Annotated in this window: 12 protein-coding genes; all 12 read right to left on the bottom strand. The window is 71.5% G+C overall.

The genetic code is table 11. The features are described 5' to 3' along the window. Positions 1–21: 21 nt before the first annotated feature. Genes AXK61_RS22300 through AXK61_RS22245 form a run of 12 tightly spaced genes read right to left on the bottom strand, consistent with a single transcriptional unit; the run spans position 22 to position 13742 of the window. Complete coding sequence (locus tag AXK61_RS22300) at positions 22–351, bottom strand: hypothetical protein (protein WP_068574936.1); 330 nt, start codon at positions 349–351, stop codon at positions 22–24. Positions 352–366: 15 nt separating this feature from the next. After that, on the bottom strand, positions 367–1812 hold the full coding sequence (nuoN, locus tag AXK61_RS22295; RefSeq protein ID WP_068574937.1) for an NADH-quinone oxidoreductase subunit NuoN: 1446 nt from the start codon (positions 1810–1812) through the stop codon (positions 367–369). Then, entirely contained in the window at positions 1809–3287 is a 1479-nt protein-coding gene (locus AXK61_RS22290) for an NADH-quinone oxidoreductase subunit M (RefSeq protein WP_068574938.1), read from the bottom strand. The genes nuoN and AXK61_RS22290 overlap by 4 nt, the downstream gene beginning before the upstream one ends. Beyond that, positions 3284–5161, bottom strand: a complete 1878-nt coding sequence (gene nuoL / locus AXK61_RS22285) for an NADH-quinone oxidoreductase subunit L (protein WP_068574939.1) — start codon at positions 5159–5161, stop codon at positions 3284–3286. Before nuoL ends, AXK61_RS22290 begins: the two co-directional genes overlap by 4 nt. Before the next feature lie 3 nt (positions 5162–5164). Next, a complete protein-coding gene (gene nuoK, locus AXK61_RS22280; RefSeq protein ID WP_068574940.1) occupies positions 5165–5464 on the bottom strand; it encodes an NADH-quinone oxidoreductase subunit NuoK in 300 nt (99 codons plus the stop codon). Next, positions 5461–6261: an NADH-quinone oxidoreductase subunit J gene (locus tag AXK61_RS22275; RefSeq protein ID WP_068574941.1), complete on the bottom strand. Its 801-nt coding sequence runs from the start codon at positions 6259–6261 to the stop codon at positions 5461–5463. Before AXK61_RS22275 ends, nuoK begins: the two co-directional genes overlap by 4 nt. Beyond that, the gene (gene nuoI, locus AXK61_RS22270) at positions 6258–6761 is read right to left on the bottom strand and encodes an NADH-quinone oxidoreductase subunit NuoI (RefSeq protein ID WP_068574942.1); all 504 of its coding nucleotides are present in this window, start codon (positions 6759–6761) and stop codon (positions 6258–6260) included. Before nuoI ends, AXK61_RS22275 begins: the two co-directional genes overlap by 4 nt. Further along, a complete protein-coding gene (nuoH, locus tag AXK61_RS22265) occupies positions 6754–8076 on the bottom strand; it encodes an NADH-quinone oxidoreductase subunit NuoH (RefSeq protein ID WP_068574943.1) in 1323 nt (440 codons plus the stop codon). The genes nuoI and nuoH overlap by 8 nt, the downstream gene beginning before the upstream one ends. Next, complete coding sequence (locus AXK61_RS22260) at positions 8073–10418, bottom strand: NADH-quinone oxidoreductase subunit G (protein ID WP_068574944.1); 2346 nt, start codon at positions 10416–10418, stop codon at positions 8073–8075. The genes nuoH and AXK61_RS22260 overlap by 4 nt, the downstream gene beginning before the upstream one ends. Next, positions 10415–11755 (bottom strand): NADH-quinone oxidoreductase subunit NuoF, encoded by a 1341-nt coding sequence (gene nuoF / locus AXK61_RS22255; protein WP_068574945.1) that lies wholly within the window; start codon positions 11753–11755, stop codon positions 10415–10417. The genes AXK61_RS22260 and nuoF overlap by 4 nt, the downstream gene beginning before the upstream one ends. Beyond that, complete coding sequence (gene nuoE / locus AXK61_RS22250) at positions 11752–12486, bottom strand: NADH-quinone oxidoreductase subunit NuoE (RefSeq protein ID WP_068574946.1); 735 nt, start codon at positions 12484–12486, stop codon at positions 11752–11754. The genes nuoF and nuoE overlap by 4 nt, the downstream gene beginning before the upstream one ends. Then, positions 12483–13742, bottom strand: a complete 1260-nt coding sequence (locus AXK61_RS22245) for an NADH-quinone oxidoreductase subunit D (RefSeq protein ID WP_068575322.1) — start codon at positions 13740–13742, stop codon at positions 12483–12485. Before AXK61_RS22245 ends, nuoE begins: the two co-directional genes overlap by 4 nt. Between the last annotated feature and the right edge of the window lie 26 nt (positions 13743–13768).

Below are 13768 nucleotides of genomic sequence, written 5' to 3'. Positions count from 1 at the left end.
TGCGGGGCTTGGCGGTCGAGGTCACGGTGTGTCCGCGTCGGGTGCCCCGGCACCGGTGTCCGGGCCCGACGGTGCCGCACCGTCGGCCTCCGAACGCTTCGCCTGCGTCGCGACCTGCGCCCGGTAGGCCGCCTCCGCCTTGTCGTGCTGGCGCTTGATGTAGCGGCTGGCGAACAGCAGGCCCACGAAGAAGAGCAGCTCGAAGACGATCGCGACCCCGTACAGCACCCGCTGCGTCGTGTTCTGCGCGTCGGACAGGCGCCAGATCAGCACCGCCAGCACCAGCAGCAGGACTGCACCCATGGCCTTCAGGTTGAGGCCGTTGCTGAACGGAAGCGGCTTGTCACTCATGGGTGACGATTCTACTTACCGGCCCGAGAACACCGTGATGTCGGCGAACAGGTCCAGCAGCGGCTGGGGGAACAGGCCCAGCGCGACCACCGCCACGATGCCGAGCGCGATCGCGAAACCGGTCATCGGGTCCACTCGGGGCACGTCCGGCGCGAACTCGTGCGGGGGCGCGAAGTACATGGTCATGAGCACTCGGATGTAGAACACGGCGGCCAGCGCGCTCGCCAGCACGCCCACCACCACGAGCCACCCGCCGCCGCGCTGCGCCGCCGCGGTGAACACGGCGAACTTGCCGGCGAACCCGCCGGTCAGCGGGATGCCGGCGAAGGACAGCAGGAACAGGGCCATCGCGCCCGCCAGCCACGGGCGGGTGCGGCCCAGCCCGGCCCACCGGTCCAGATCGCCCACCTCGACGGTGCCGCCGTCCGGCCTGCTCTCGCGGACCGCGCCGGCTACCGCGAACGCGCCGACGGTGCTCAGGCCGTACACCGCCAGGTAGAAGCACACCGCGCCGGTGCCGCGGACCGTCCCCGCGTACACGCCGATGAGGAGGAAGCCCGTGTGCGCGATGGCCGAGTACGCCAGGAGTCGCTTGACGTCCGACTGGGTGACGGCGATGACCGAGCCCACGATCACGGTGACCACTGCGACCACCGCGATCACCGGGCGCCAGGGCACGTCGCGGAAGGCGATCGGGGTGAGCCGCAGAATCACGCCGAACGCGGCGATCTTGGTCGCCGCCGCCATGAAGGCGGTCACCGGTGTGGGGGCGCCCTGGTAGACATCGGGCACCCACGAGTGGAACGGGACCGCGCCCACCTTGAACAGCAGCCCGACGCCGATCAGCGCCGCGCCGAGGGTTCCGAGGACGGCGTCCTGCGGCACCGCCGCGAGCGAGGTCGAACCCGTGGCGGCGAACCGCAGCGCGACGCCGAACAGCAGGATCGCCGAGCTGAACGCGCCCAGCAGGAAGTACTTCAGCGCCGCCTCGAGCGGGAGCAGCCCGCGCCGTTTAGCGAGCGCGCACAGCAGGTACAGCGGTAGCGAGAAGACCTCGAGCGCGACGAACAGCGTCAGCAGGTCCTGAGCGGAGACGAAGGCGAGCATGCCGCCGAGCGCGAAGAGGGTGAGCGGCACCGCCTCTGTGTGCGTCAGCGAGTCGTACCGTCCGACCATCAGCGCCAGGGCGGGCAGCGTCGACACCAGCAGTAGTCCCTGCAGGGCGAGGGAGAGCCCGTCGTCCGCGACGGAACCGGCGAGGACCGCGCGGGGCCGCGCCCCGGCGTCGGCGAGCAGCGCGACGGCGATCAGGGCGGCGAACACTGCGCCCCCACCGAGCACCGCGTGCATCTTCGCGCGGAGCCCGGCCGGCGCGAAGGCCTCCACGAGCACGCCGAGGATCGCCGCACCGAACACGATCAGCGCGGGCGCGATCTCCGCGTACTCGACGGACGGGTTCATCGCGCGACCTCCGCGACCGTGGGCGAGACGGACGGGTTGATCGCGTCCAGCGCCGGGGCGGGGAACAGGCCCAGCGCGAACAGCGCGACCACGAGTGGGACCAGCACGATCAGCTCGCGCGGCCGGGCATCGTCGACGGTCCGCGTCACGGCTTCAGGGGCCGGGCCGGTGAACATGCGCTGGTAGGTCCACAGGACGTACATCGCGGACAGCACCAGCGCGATCACGGACACGATCGCGGCGATCGCCCACCGCGGATAGGTCCCCACCACCACGAGGAGTTCGGAGACGAACGGGCCGAGGCCGGGGAGCGAGAGCGTCGCCAGGCCGGCGATGAGGAACACCGCGCCCAGTTTCGGGGCGCGCGACCACACGCCGCCGAAGTCGGCGATCTCGCGGCTGCCGCGCCGCGCGACCAGGATCCCGGCGGTGAGGAACAGCGCGGCGGTGGCCACGCCGTGGTTGACCATGTAGAGCACGGAGCCCGCCTGGGAGTCGCCGGTGCGGGCGAAGACGCCCAGGATGATGAAGCCGAAGTGGCTGATCGAGGTGTACGCGATGAGCGACATCACATCGCTCTGGCCGATCGCCAGGATCGCGCCGTAGACGATGCCCACCACGGCCAGGGCGGCGATCCACGGCGCGAACCGGGCGGCGGCGTCGGGGAACAGGGTCAGGCAGTAGCGCAGCATCGCAAAGGTGCCCACCTTGTCGACGATCGCCATCATCAGTACGGCCGTCGGCGGATTGGTCTGCACCGCGGCGCCGGGCAGCCAGGTGTGCAGCGGCCACAGGGGCGCCTTCACGGCGAAGGCGAACAGGAAGGCCAGGAACATCAGGTCCTGGCCGATGCCGGGGCCGGGTCGGGCACCGTCGATCAAGGCGCGCAGGTCGAAGGTGCCGGACGCGGCGTACAGGCCGACCACCGCGGCCAGCATGATCAGCCCGCCGGCGAGGTTGTACAGCAGGAACTTCACGGCGGCGTGCGCCCGGACCGTCGGATCGCTTCCGGTACCACCGAATCCGGCGAGGAGGAAGTACAGCGGGATCAGCATGGCCTCGAACAGCAGGTAGAACAGCAGCACGTCGGTGGTGACGAAGCTGACCAGCACCATCGCCTCGACCGCGAGCGTCAGCGCGACATAGGTTCCCGCCCTGGAACTCCCGGGGTCGGTCTCCTTCCACGCGGCCAGCAGCAGGATCGGCAGCAGCGCCGCCGTGAGCAGGACGAGGACCAGCCCGGTGCCGTCGAGCCCCAGCCGGTAGCCCGCGCCGAAGGACGGTATCCACGAGTGTGATTCGACGAACTGGAAGCCGCCCGCGGGATCGAAGGCGCAGGCCAGTCCGATGCCGATCGCCAGCGCGAGCAGGGACGCCGCCAACCCGATCCACCGCGCCGCACGGGGCACGGCCGCCGCGGCGATCGCGCCGACCGCCGGCGCCGCCCACAGCAGCGTCAGCCACGGCGCGCTCATGAGAGCCACACCGCCGCGGCGCCGATGAGCACCGCCGTCCCGGCCAGCATGGTCAGCGCGTAGCTGCGGGCGTACCCGGTCTGCGAGCGGCGCAGCAGTAGCGAACCCACGTGCACGCCCGCGGGGATCGCGTCCACCGCACCGTCGATCCCCTTGCGCTCCACCGTGACCAGCGCCGCCGTCGCCGCCTGCCCGGGCCGCATGAACAGGGTCTCGTTGACCGTGTCGCCGTACAGGTCCTGCCGGGCGGCCCGGGTCACGGCGCTCACGTCCGACGGTGCCTCGACCGGCACCGTGCGCGTCGCCCGGACCGCGACGGCCACGCCGATCGCGACGGAGCCGAGGACGAGCGCGGTGACCGCCCACGCGGGGATCGCGTGGTGCGCCTCGGGAGCGGAACCGACGGCGGGCGCAAGGAAGTCGGTGATCCTGCTGCCGATCACCAGGAAGGCACCGGCACCGATGCTCCCGAGGGCCAGCACGACCATCGGCGCGGTCATCACGCTCGGCGACTCGTGCGGGTGGGTGCCCTCGTGCCAGCGGGGCGATCCGAAGAAGGTCAGCACCATCACCCTCGTCATGTAGAAGCCGGTGATCCCCGCGCCGAGGATCGCGATGCCGCCCAGCACGATTCCCCAGAACCCGCCGCGGCCGAGCGCCGCCTCGATGATCCCGTCCTTGGTGTAGAAGCCGGACAGCGGTGGAACGCCGATGATCGCGAGGTAGCCGAGGCCGAAGGTGACCGCGGTGACCGGCATGAGCCGGCCCAGCCCGCCGTACCGGCGCATGTCGGTCTCGTCGTCCATGCCGTGCATGACCGATCCGGCGCCGAGGAAGAGTCCCGCCTTGAAGCAGCCGTGCGCCAGCAGGTGCGCGATCGCCAGGGCGTATCCGGCGGGGCCGAGTCCCGCGGCCAGCACCATGTAGCCGATCTGGCTCATCGTGGACGCGGCCAGGGCCTTCTTGACGTCGTCCTTCGCGCAGCCGATGATCGCGCCGAACAGCAGCGTGATCGCGCCGACCGCGAGGACGAAGCCCTGCGCCACCGGAGCCGCTTCGAAGACCGGTCCGCAGCGCACGATGAGGTAGACACCGGCCGTGACCATCGTGGCGGCGTGGATGAGGGCGGACACGGGAGTGGGGCCCTCCATCGCGTCGCCCAGCCAGCTCTGCAGGGGTACCTGCGCCGACTTCGCGCACGCCGCGAGGAGGAGCAGCAGGCCCAGCCACGTGATCGTGCCCTCGCCCGCCTCGCCGGCGCGGGGCAGGAACTCGCCGAAGGTGGTGGTGCCGAAGGTCATGAGCGTGACGGCGACGGCCAGCGCCAGTCCCATGTCGCCGACGCGGTTGACGATGAACGCCTTCCGCGCCGCGGTGGCCGCCGAGGGCTTGTGCTGCCAGAACCCGATGAGCAGGTACGAGGCCAGGCCCACGCCCTCCCAGCCGAGGTACAGCACCACCAGGCCGTCCGCGAGGACCAGCACCAGCATCGCGCCGAGGAACAGGTTGAGGTAGCCGAAGAACCGGCGCCGCCCGGCGTCGTGCGCCATGTAGCCGATCGAGTACACGTGGATCAGCGTGCCCACGCCCGTGATCAGCAGCGCGAAGCACACGGACAGCTGATCGAGCCGCAGCGCCAGGTCCACCGACAGGTCGCCACCCGAGAACCAGTGGTAGAGCACGGTGCTCACCGACCGATCGGTGGCCGCGCGGCCGAGCAGCAGCACGAAGGCGATCACCGCTACCACGAAGGACGCCGCCGCGATCGCGGTCCCGAACAGGTGCCCCCACGCATTCGTACGGCGCCCGCCGAGCAGCAGCACCGCCGCTCCGGCGAGGGGGATCAGCGGCAGAGCCGCGAGGAGTCCGCTCATGTCTCACCGCCTCAGCAGGTGCGGCTCGTCGACGGACACGGACCGCCGGACCCGGAAGATCGCGATGATGATCGCCAGCCCCACGACCACCTCGGCGGCGGCCACGACCATGGTGAAGAAGGCCAGCACCTGTCCCTGCGGCACGGCGTGGATCCGGCCGGCCGTCACGAGCGCGAGGTTGGCGGCGTTGAGCATGAGCTCGACGCACATGAACACGACGATGGCGTTGCGGCGCAGCAGCACCCCGGCGGAGCCGATCGCGAACAACAGCGCCGCGAGGTACAGGTACAGGTGTGGATTCACGACGACACCTCGCTCCCGTCCGGGGTCCGGGCGTCGTCCCGCAGGGTCGACGGTGTCTCGTCGTCCAGCGTGTTCGCGCGTCCGGGCAGGGCCCGCCGCTGTTCGGGGGAGCGCGGGACGAGCGTGTGGTTGACGGAGTCGGGAGCGGGCGTACCGTCGGGCAGCAGGGCGGGGAGGTCGACGGCGTTGCCGAGCGCGTACACCCCGGGATTCGGCAGCGGGGTGGCCCGGCGGCCCTCGCGGAATCGGCGGATCGACTGCTCGCGTTGGGAGAGCGCGGTGGAGAGCTTCTCGCGGTGGGCGAGGATCATCGCGCCGAGCGTCGCGGTGATGAGCAGTGCTGCGGTGAGCTCGAACGCCCAGAGGAAGCGCACGAAGACGGTGTCGGCGAGGGCCTCGACGGAGTTCGGCGGGTACGGCGACCTCGCGCGGCCGGGGTCCGGGGCGGGCAGCACGGCGCGGGCCACGAGACTGATCAGCAGGATGCCGAAGCCGAGTCCGGCGACGGCGGCCGCCACGCGGTGCCCGCGCAGAGTCTCCACCAGGGAGTCCGAGGAGTCGACGCCCACGAGCATCACCACGAAGAGGAACAGCATCATCACGGCGCCGGTGTAGACCACGATCTGTACGACGCCGAGGAACAGGGCGCCCTGCGCGATGTACGCCACCGCGAGCAGGATCATGGTGGCGGCCAGGCAGAGTGCCGAGTACACGGCCTTGGACGCGAGGACCACGCCCAGCGCGAACAGCACCGCCGGCACGGCCACGATCCAGAAGGCCCATTCCTCTCCGGTCACTCGTCCACCTCGCCCCGGTAGTAGTCGGCGGCGGTGAGGCCCTCGCGCAGGGCGTGCGGCGGGGGCTGCTCGCCCTCGTGCAGCGGGGCGAGCAGGTCTTCCTTGTCGTAGATGAGCGCGCCGCGGTCGCGGTCGGCCATCTCGTAGTCGTCGGTCATGGTCAGCGCGCGGGTGGGGCACGCCTCCACGCACAGCCCGCAGCCGATGCACCGCAGGTAATTGATCTGGTACGTACGCCCGTACCGTTCACCGGGGGAGTAGCGCTCCTCCTCGGTGTTGTCGGCGCCCTCCACGTAGATCGCGTCGGCGGGGCAGCTCCACGCGCACAGCTCGCAGCCGATGCACTTCTCCAGGCCGTCGGCGTACCGGTTGAGCTGGTGCCGGCCGTGGTACCGGCCGGCCACGGGCGCCTTCTGCTCCGGGTAGTTCTCGGTGACCGGCTTGCTGAACATCGTGCGCAGGGTCACGCCGAACCCGGCGAGTCCGAGGGGATCAGCCATGGGACGCCTCCTTCGCGTGGGCCTCGCTCGGCAGGGCTCGTCGGGCGGGTTCGGGCAGGTACTGGCCGGGCATCGGCGGCACCGGGAAGCCGCCGGCCAGGGGATCGAAGGGCAGGGAGAAGGTCTCGGGGTCCGGACGGGGCTCCGGTTCCGTCTGGCGACGGTGCCGCAGCACGAGGATCGCGAGCACGGCGAGGGTGAAGACCAGCGAGACCGCGGGGGCGAGCACCGACGCGTCGTGCCCCGCCAGTGCCCACGCCTGGACCGCCCCGGCGACGAGCACCCACACCAGCGCGGTGGGGATGAGCAGTTGCCAGCCGAACCGCATGAACTGGTCGTAGCGCAGGCGCGGGAGGGTGGTGCGCAGCCAGATGAAGCCGAACAGGAAGCACCACACCTTGCCCACGAACCAGATCACCGGCCACCAGCCGGAGTTCGCGCCGTCCCACATGTTCAGCGGCCACGGCGCGTGCCAGCCGCCGAGGAACAGTGTGGTCGCCAGCGCCGAGACGGTGGTCATGTTCACGTACTCGGCGAGCATGAACATCGCGAACTTCAGCGAGCTGTACTCGGTGTGGAAGCCGCCCACCAGCTCGCCCTCCGCCTCGGGGAGGTCGAAGGGCGCGCGGTTGGTCTCGCCGACCATCGACACCACGTAGACGGCGAACGAGGGCAGCAGGAGGAAGACGTACCAGGTGCCGTTCTGGGCGGCCACGATGCCGGACGTGGCCATCGTGCCGGCGTACAGGAACACCGCGGCGAAGCTCAGGCCCATCGCCACCTCGTAGCTGATCACCTGGGCCGTGGAGCGCAGGCCGCCGAGCAGCGGGTAGGTCGAGCCGGACGACCAGCCCGCCAGCACGATGCCGTACACGCCGATGCTGGTGATCGCGAGGATGTAGAGCACCGCGACCGGAAGGTCGGTGAGTTGCAACGGCGTCCGCGTACCGAAGACCGACACCTCGGGGCCGAACGGGATCACCGCGAACGCCATGAACGCGGGGATGGTCGCGATGATCGGCGCGAGCAGGTACACGGGCTTGTCCACACCGGCGGGGGTGATGCCCTCCTTGAGCGCCAGCTTGATGCCGTCGGCCAGGGACTGCAGGATGCCGAAGGGGCCCACCCGGTTCGGCCCGTAGCGGTGCTGCATCCGCGCCATGACCTTGCGCTCGATGAGGATCGCGGCGAGCACCGTCAGGACGAGGAACGCGAAGACCGCCACCGCCTTCGCGAGGACCAGCCACCACGGGTCGCGGCCGAACGCGGACAGGTCGACGGGGGCGTGCGGCCCGAGTGTGAGCGTGCGGGTCATCGCGGGTACCCCCACTGATTGATCGACACGACCGAACCGGAGGTGGCCCGGAGCGTCTCGAACACCGCGCTGCCCGGCGAGTTCTGCGGCACCCACACCACGCGGTCGGGCATCTCCGTGATCATCAGTGGCAGCGTGATCGAGCCGTGCCGGGTGGAGACGACGACGAGGGAACCGTCGGGCACCTGGATCTCGCGGGCGGTGTCCGCCGACAGTCGTGCGACCGGACGCCGAGCCGTCGCCGCGAGGTCCGGCTCACCGTCCTGCCCGCGCCCCAGGTCGAGGAGTTGCCGCCACGACGCGAGCAGCGCCTCGCCCGGCCCGGGAGTGCCGACGGTGGCGGCCCTGGCGGGCACGGGCCGCCGGGGCGGCCGGACGGTGCCCAACTCGCGCAGGGCGGCGGCGGCACCGTCGACGTCCGTGAAGCCGAGGTCGGCGCGCAGGGCGCGGGCGAGGACGGCGAGCACCCGCGCGTCGGCGAGCGCGCCCGGTGCGGGCAGGGCGGCGCCGAAGGCCCGCGCGCGCCCCTCCCAGTTTCGGAAGGTGCCGGAGCGCTGGGTCACCGTCGCCACGGGGAGCACCACGTCGGCGCGGGCGGTGACCTCGGACTCGCGCTGCTCCAGACTCACCACGAACGCCGCGTCCAGGGCCCGGCGCGCCGCGTCGGGGTCGGGAAGGTCGGTGATGTCGACGGCGCCGCACACCAGAGCGGGAAGATCGCCGGCGGCCGCAGCCGCGAGGATGCCGGCGGTATCGCGGCCCGGACCCTCGGGAAGCGGACCGCCCCAGAAGGTCTCGAGCTCGGTCCGGTGCGCCTGGTTGGCCGTGAGCCGACCGCCGGGGAGCATCCCGGCGAGGGCGCCCGCGTCGACCGCACCGGGCTCCCCGGCGCGGCGCGGGATCCACGCGAGCCGCGCTCCTGAGGTCTCCGCCAGAGCGGCGGCGGCGGCGAGCGCACCGGGCGACTGCGTGAGCCGCTCGCCCACGAGGACGACCGATCCCTCACCGTGGAGGCGCTCCGCCAGCGACGGATCGGTGAGCGCGGCGGGCTCCCCGCCGGGCGCGCAACTGATCAACTCGCCGTCCAGGCGGGACAGGCCACGGGAGGCGAACGGCGCGATCGACAGCACCCGGGTGCCGCCCGCCCGCACCGACTTCCGCAGCCGCAGATGCACGATGGGCGATTCCTCCTCGGGCTCGAGGCCCGCGAGCAGCACCACCGGCGCACGTTCGAGGTCGGCGTAGGTCACCCCGCCCGCGGTGCCCGAGGCGAGGAAGGCCGCCTCCTCCGCGCTGTGCGGCCGGATCCGGAAGTCGATGTCGTTCGTGTGCAGCGCGATCCGCGCGAAGGTGGAGTACGCGTAGAGGTCCTCGACGGTGCCGCGGCCTCCGGCCAGGACTCCCGCGGCGCGGCCGGCCAGGCCCTTCGCGGCTGCGGCGATCGCCTCGGGCCACGAGGCCGGGGCCAGCGCACCGTCGGCGCCGCGCACCAGCGGCGTGGTCAGCCGGTCCGGTTGCGTGGCGTAGGCGAAGGCCCAGCGGCCCTTGTCGCAGCTCCACTCCTCGTTGACCTCGGGGTCGTCGCCGGCCAGGCGGCGCAGCACCTCGCCGCGCCGGTGATCGGTGCGCAGGCCGCAGCCGCTGGCGCAGTGCTCGCAGGCCGATGGCGTGGACGTCAGGTCGAAGGGCCGGGCGCGGAACCGGTACGTGGTGTTGGTGAGCGCGCCCACGGGGCAGATCTGCACCGTGTTGCCGGAGAAGTACGAGTCGAGCGGCTGATCGCCGGCGACGCCCACCTGTTGCAGCGCACCGCGATCCATGAGCTCGATGAAGTCGTCGCCCGCGATCTCCTCGGAGAAGCGGGTGCAGCGCGCGCACAGCACGCACCGCTCGCGGTCGAGCACGATCTCGGCGGACAGCGGGATCGGCTTGGGGTAGGTGCGTTTGTCGGCGGCCGGGAAGCGGGAGACGGCGCGACCGGCGGACATGGCCTGGTTCTGCAGCGGGCACTCGCCGCCCTTGTCGCACACCGGGCAGTCGAGCGGGTGGTTCACCAGCAGCAGTTCCATGACGCTGCGCTGCGCGCCGGCCGCGGCCGCGGACGTGGCCTGTGTGCGCACCACCATGCCCTCGGTCACCGTCGTGGTGCAGGAGGCGAGCGGCTTGCGCTGACCCTCCACGTCGACCAGGCACTGCCGGCACGCGCCCGCGGGCGCGAGGAGCGGGTGGTCGCAGAACCGGGGGATCGCGATGCCCAGCTGCTCCGCGGCGCGGATCACGAGAGTCCCTGCGGGGACCTCGATCTCGACGCCGTCGATATTGGCCCGGACCGTCTCGCTCATAGCGCACCTCCCGGAACGGGCGCCTCGCGCAGGGATGCCGCGGGGTCGAAGGGGCACCCGCCCTCCGCGACGTGGCGCTCGTACTCCTCACGGAAGTACCTCAGCGAGGACATGATCGGGCTCGCGGCGCCGTCGCCGAGAGCGCAGAAGGCCTTGCCGAGCACCCCGTCCGCGACGTCCGCCAGGGTCTGAAGATCCTCCGTGCGGCCCTCGCCCTCCTCGAGCCGGCGCAGCAGCCGCACCAGCCAGTAGGTGCCCTCGCGGCACGGCGTGCACTTCCCGCACGACTCGTGCGCGTAGAACTCGAGCCAGCGCAGCACCGCCCGCACCACGCACACGGTGTCGTCGAAGACCTGCAGCGCCTTCGTGCCCAGCATCGAGCCGACGCCGGCGACGCCCTCGTAGTCCAGGGGCACGTCGAGATGCTCGGCCGTCAGCAGCGGGGTCGACGAACCGCCGGGCGTCCAGAACTTGAGTTCGTGCCCGGGACGGACTCCGCCGGCCAGCTCGAGCATCTCCCGCAGCGTCACGCCCAACGCCGCCTCGTACTGGCCGGGGCGGACCACATGGCCCGACACCGAGTACAGCGTGAATCCGGGCGACTTCTCGCTGCCCATTGTGCGGAACCAGTCCGCGCCGTTGGCCAGGATCGCCGGAACACTCGCGATCGACTCGACGTTGTTGACGCACGTCGGCGAGGCGTACAGGCCCGCGACGGCGGGAAAGGGCGGACGCAGCCGCGGCTGGCCGCGACGGCCTTCCAACGAGTCCAGCAGCGCCGTCTCCTCGCCGCAGATGTACGCGCCGGCGCCGCCGTGCACCACCAGGTCGACGCTGAACCCGCTCGGGCCGATGGGCTTTCCCAGGTAGCCGGCGGCGTACGCCTCGGCGACCGCCGCGCGCAGGCGTCGCTGCACGCCGAGCACCTCGCCGCGCACGTAGATGAACGCCTGCCGCGCGCGGATGGCGTACGACGCGATGATCACGCCCTCCACCAGGGTGTGCGGCGTCGCGAACATGAGCGGCATGTCCTTGCACGTTCCGGGTTCCGACTCGTCGGCGTTCACCACCAGATAGTGCGGCTTGTCGGCGCCGGGCTTCGGGGGTTCACCCTCGCGCAGCTGCGGGATGAAGCTCCACTTCAGGCCGGTCGGGAAGCCCGCGCCGCCGCGGCCCCGCAGGCCGGACTCCTTCACCAGCTCGATGACCTCGTCGGGCGACAGGGCCAGCGCGCGGTCCAGACCGGCGTACCCGCCCGCTGCGCGGTAGGCGTCGAGGGTCCACGGTTCGGGGTCGCCCCAGTGCGCGGAGAGGACCGGGGTCAGGTGCGCGGTCATGACGGGGCACCTCCCTCTGCCTCCCGTGCCGCCCGCAGGCCGGCCATCGTCGGGGCGCCGCCGGCGCCGGACGCCGAGACCGCTCCGGGCCGGGTGTCATCGAAACCCGCCAGCAGCCGGGCGGTCTCACGGAAGGTGCCCAGCGGAGCGCCGCGGGTGGGCGACGGTGCCCGGCCCGCTCGGAGCGCGTCGACCAGCTCGCGGGCGCCGGCGGTCGTCTGGTCGTCGAAGAACTCCCAGTTGACCATCACGACCGGTGCGTAGTCGCAGGCCGCGTTGCACTCGATCCGCTCGACGGTGACCGAGCCGTCCTCGGTGGTGCCGCCGGGGGCGATGCCGAGGTGGTCGCAGAGCGAGGCGAGGATCGCGTCGCCCCCGAGGACCGCGCACAGCGTGGTGGTGCACACGCCGACCAGGTACTCGCCGGTGGGCCCGCGCCGGTACATCGAGTAGAAGGTGGCCACGGAGACCACCTCGGCCGCAGTCAGTCCCAGTGTGCGGGCGCAGAACTCGATGCCCGCCGGGGTGATGTACCCGTCCTCGGACTGCACGAGGTGCAGCAGCGGCAGCAGGGCCGATCGGGATTCGGGGTAGCGTGCGACCAACTCCGCCGCGTCGGCGGTCAGTCGCTCGGCCACGTCGGCCGGGTACTCGGTGGGCGCGCCGGGGCGGTACAGCTGCACCGACTCCTGCGGCCGCGCACCGAATTCGAGGAAGACGGGTTCGCTCATCGGTCCACCCCTCCCATCACGGGATCGATGCTGGCGACGGCCGCGATCACGTCGGAGACCATGCCGCCCTCGCACATCGCCGCCACCGCCTGCAGATTCGTGAACGACGGATCGCGGAAGTGCACCCGGTACGGGCGGGTACCGCCGTCGCTCACCGCGTGCACCAACAGCTCCCCGCGCGGCGCCTCCACTGACACCGCCACCTGCCCGGGCGGCACCGCGAAGCCCTCGGTGACCAGCTTGAAGTGGTGGATCAGGGATTCCATGGACTCGCCCATGATCTCCGCGATGTGGGCCCGCGAATTGCCCAGCCCGTCAGGCCCCACCGCGAGGTCCGCCGGCCAGCCGAGCCCCGCATCGTCGATCATGACCGGCCCGGGAGCGAGCCGGTCGAGGCACTGTTCGACGATGCGCAGCGACTCGGTCATCTCCAGTACCCGGATCAGGTAGCGGCCGTAGCAATCGCAGCCGGTATCGGTGATCACGTCGAACTCGTAGTCCTCGTAGCCGCAGTAGGGCTCGCTGCGCCGGAGGTCGTGCGGCAGGCCGGCGGAGCGCAGCACCGGCCCGGTGATGCCCAGCGCCATGCACCCGGTGAGGTCGAGGTACCCGATGTCCTTGGTGCGGGCGATCCAGATCGGGTTCTCGGTGAGCATCGCCGACATCGCGGCGAGCTGCTTCGGCAGTGTCTTCAGCAGGTTCCGGATCTGCGGGACGGCCTCCTCGGGCAGGTCGGCAGCCACGCCGCCGGGCCGGATGTACGCGTGGTTCATCCGCAGCCCGGTGATGGTCTCGAAGACGTCGAGGATCTGCTCGCGGATCTCGAACCCCTTGAGCATGGGGGAGACCGCGCCCAGTTCCATGCCGCCGGTGGCCAGCGCCACGAGATGGCTGGTGATCCGGTTGAGCTCCATCAGCATCACGCGAATCACGGTGGCGCGCTCCGGGATCTGCTCGGTGACGCCGAGCAGCTTCTCGACGGCGAGGCAGTACGCCGTTTCGTTGAACAGCGGGGCCAGATAGTCCATGCGGGTGACGAAGGTGGTGCCCTGGGTCCAGGTGCGGAACTCCAGGTTCTTCTCGATACCCGTGTGCAGGAAGCCGATCCCGCACCGCGCCTCGGTCACCGTCTCGCCGTCGAGTTCGAGGATGAGTCGCAGGACCCCGTGCGTGGACGGGTGCTGCGGGCCCATGTTGACGACGATCCGCTCCTGGCCGATGGCCTCGGCCGCGATGTCGTCCCAGTCGGAACCCATCGCGGTGAACTCGCTCTGGTCCGTGG

It is taken from the genome of Tsukamurella pseudospumae (assembly GCF_001575205.1).
GTDB classification, from domain to species: Bacteria; Actinomycetota; Actinomycetes; order Mycobacteriales; family Mycobacteriaceae; genus Tsukamurella; species Tsukamurella pseudospumae.
The sequence above is the reverse complement of the archived record's forward strand: the minus strand, read 5'-3'. Positions and strand labels throughout refer to the sequence as shown.

What these genes read in the sequence shown, in the direction of transcription:
- nuoN (WP_068574937.1), bottom strand. Translation starts at nt 1,812, where the DNA reads ATGAACCCGTCCGTCGAGTACGCGGAGATCGCGCCCGCGCTGATCGTG.
- AXK61_RS22260 (WP_068574944.1), bottom strand. Translation starts at nt 10,418, where the DNA reads ATGAGCGAGACGGTCCGGGCCAATATCGACGGCGTCGAGATCGAGGTC.
- nuoF (WP_068574945.1), bottom strand. Translation starts at nt 11,755, where the DNA reads ATGACCGCGCACCTGACCCCGGTCCTCTCCGCGCACTGGGGCGACCCC.
- AXK61_RS22290 (WP_068574938.1), bottom strand. Translation starts at nt 3,287, where the DNA reads ATGAGCGCGCCGTGGCTGACGCTGCTGTGGGCGGCGCCGGCGGTCGGC.
- AXK61_RS22245 (WP_068575322.1), bottom strand. Translation starts at nt 13,742, where the DNA reads ATGGGTTCCGACTGGGACGACATCGCGGCCGAGGCCATCGGCCAGGAG.
- nuoI (WP_068574942.1), bottom strand. Translation starts at nt 6,761, where the DNA reads ATGGCTGATCCCCTCGGACTCGCCGGGTTCGGCGTGACCCTGCGCACG.
- nuoL (WP_068574939.1), bottom strand. Translation starts at nt 5,161, where the DNA reads ATGAGCGGACTCCTCGCGGCTCTGCCGCTGATCCCCCTCGCCGGAGCG.
- nuoE (WP_068574946.1), bottom strand. Translation starts at nt 12,486, where the DNA reads ATGAGCGAACCCGTCTTCCTCGAATTCGGTGCGCGGCCGCAGGAGTCG.
- nuoH (WP_068574943.1), bottom strand. Translation starts at nt 8,076, where the DNA reads ATGACCCGCACGCTCACACTCGGGCCGCACGCCCCCGTCGACCTGTCC.
- AXK61_RS22300 (WP_068574936.1), bottom strand. Translation starts at nt 351, where the DNA reads ATGAGTGACAAGCCGCTTCCGTTCAGCAACGGCCTCAACCTGAAGGCC.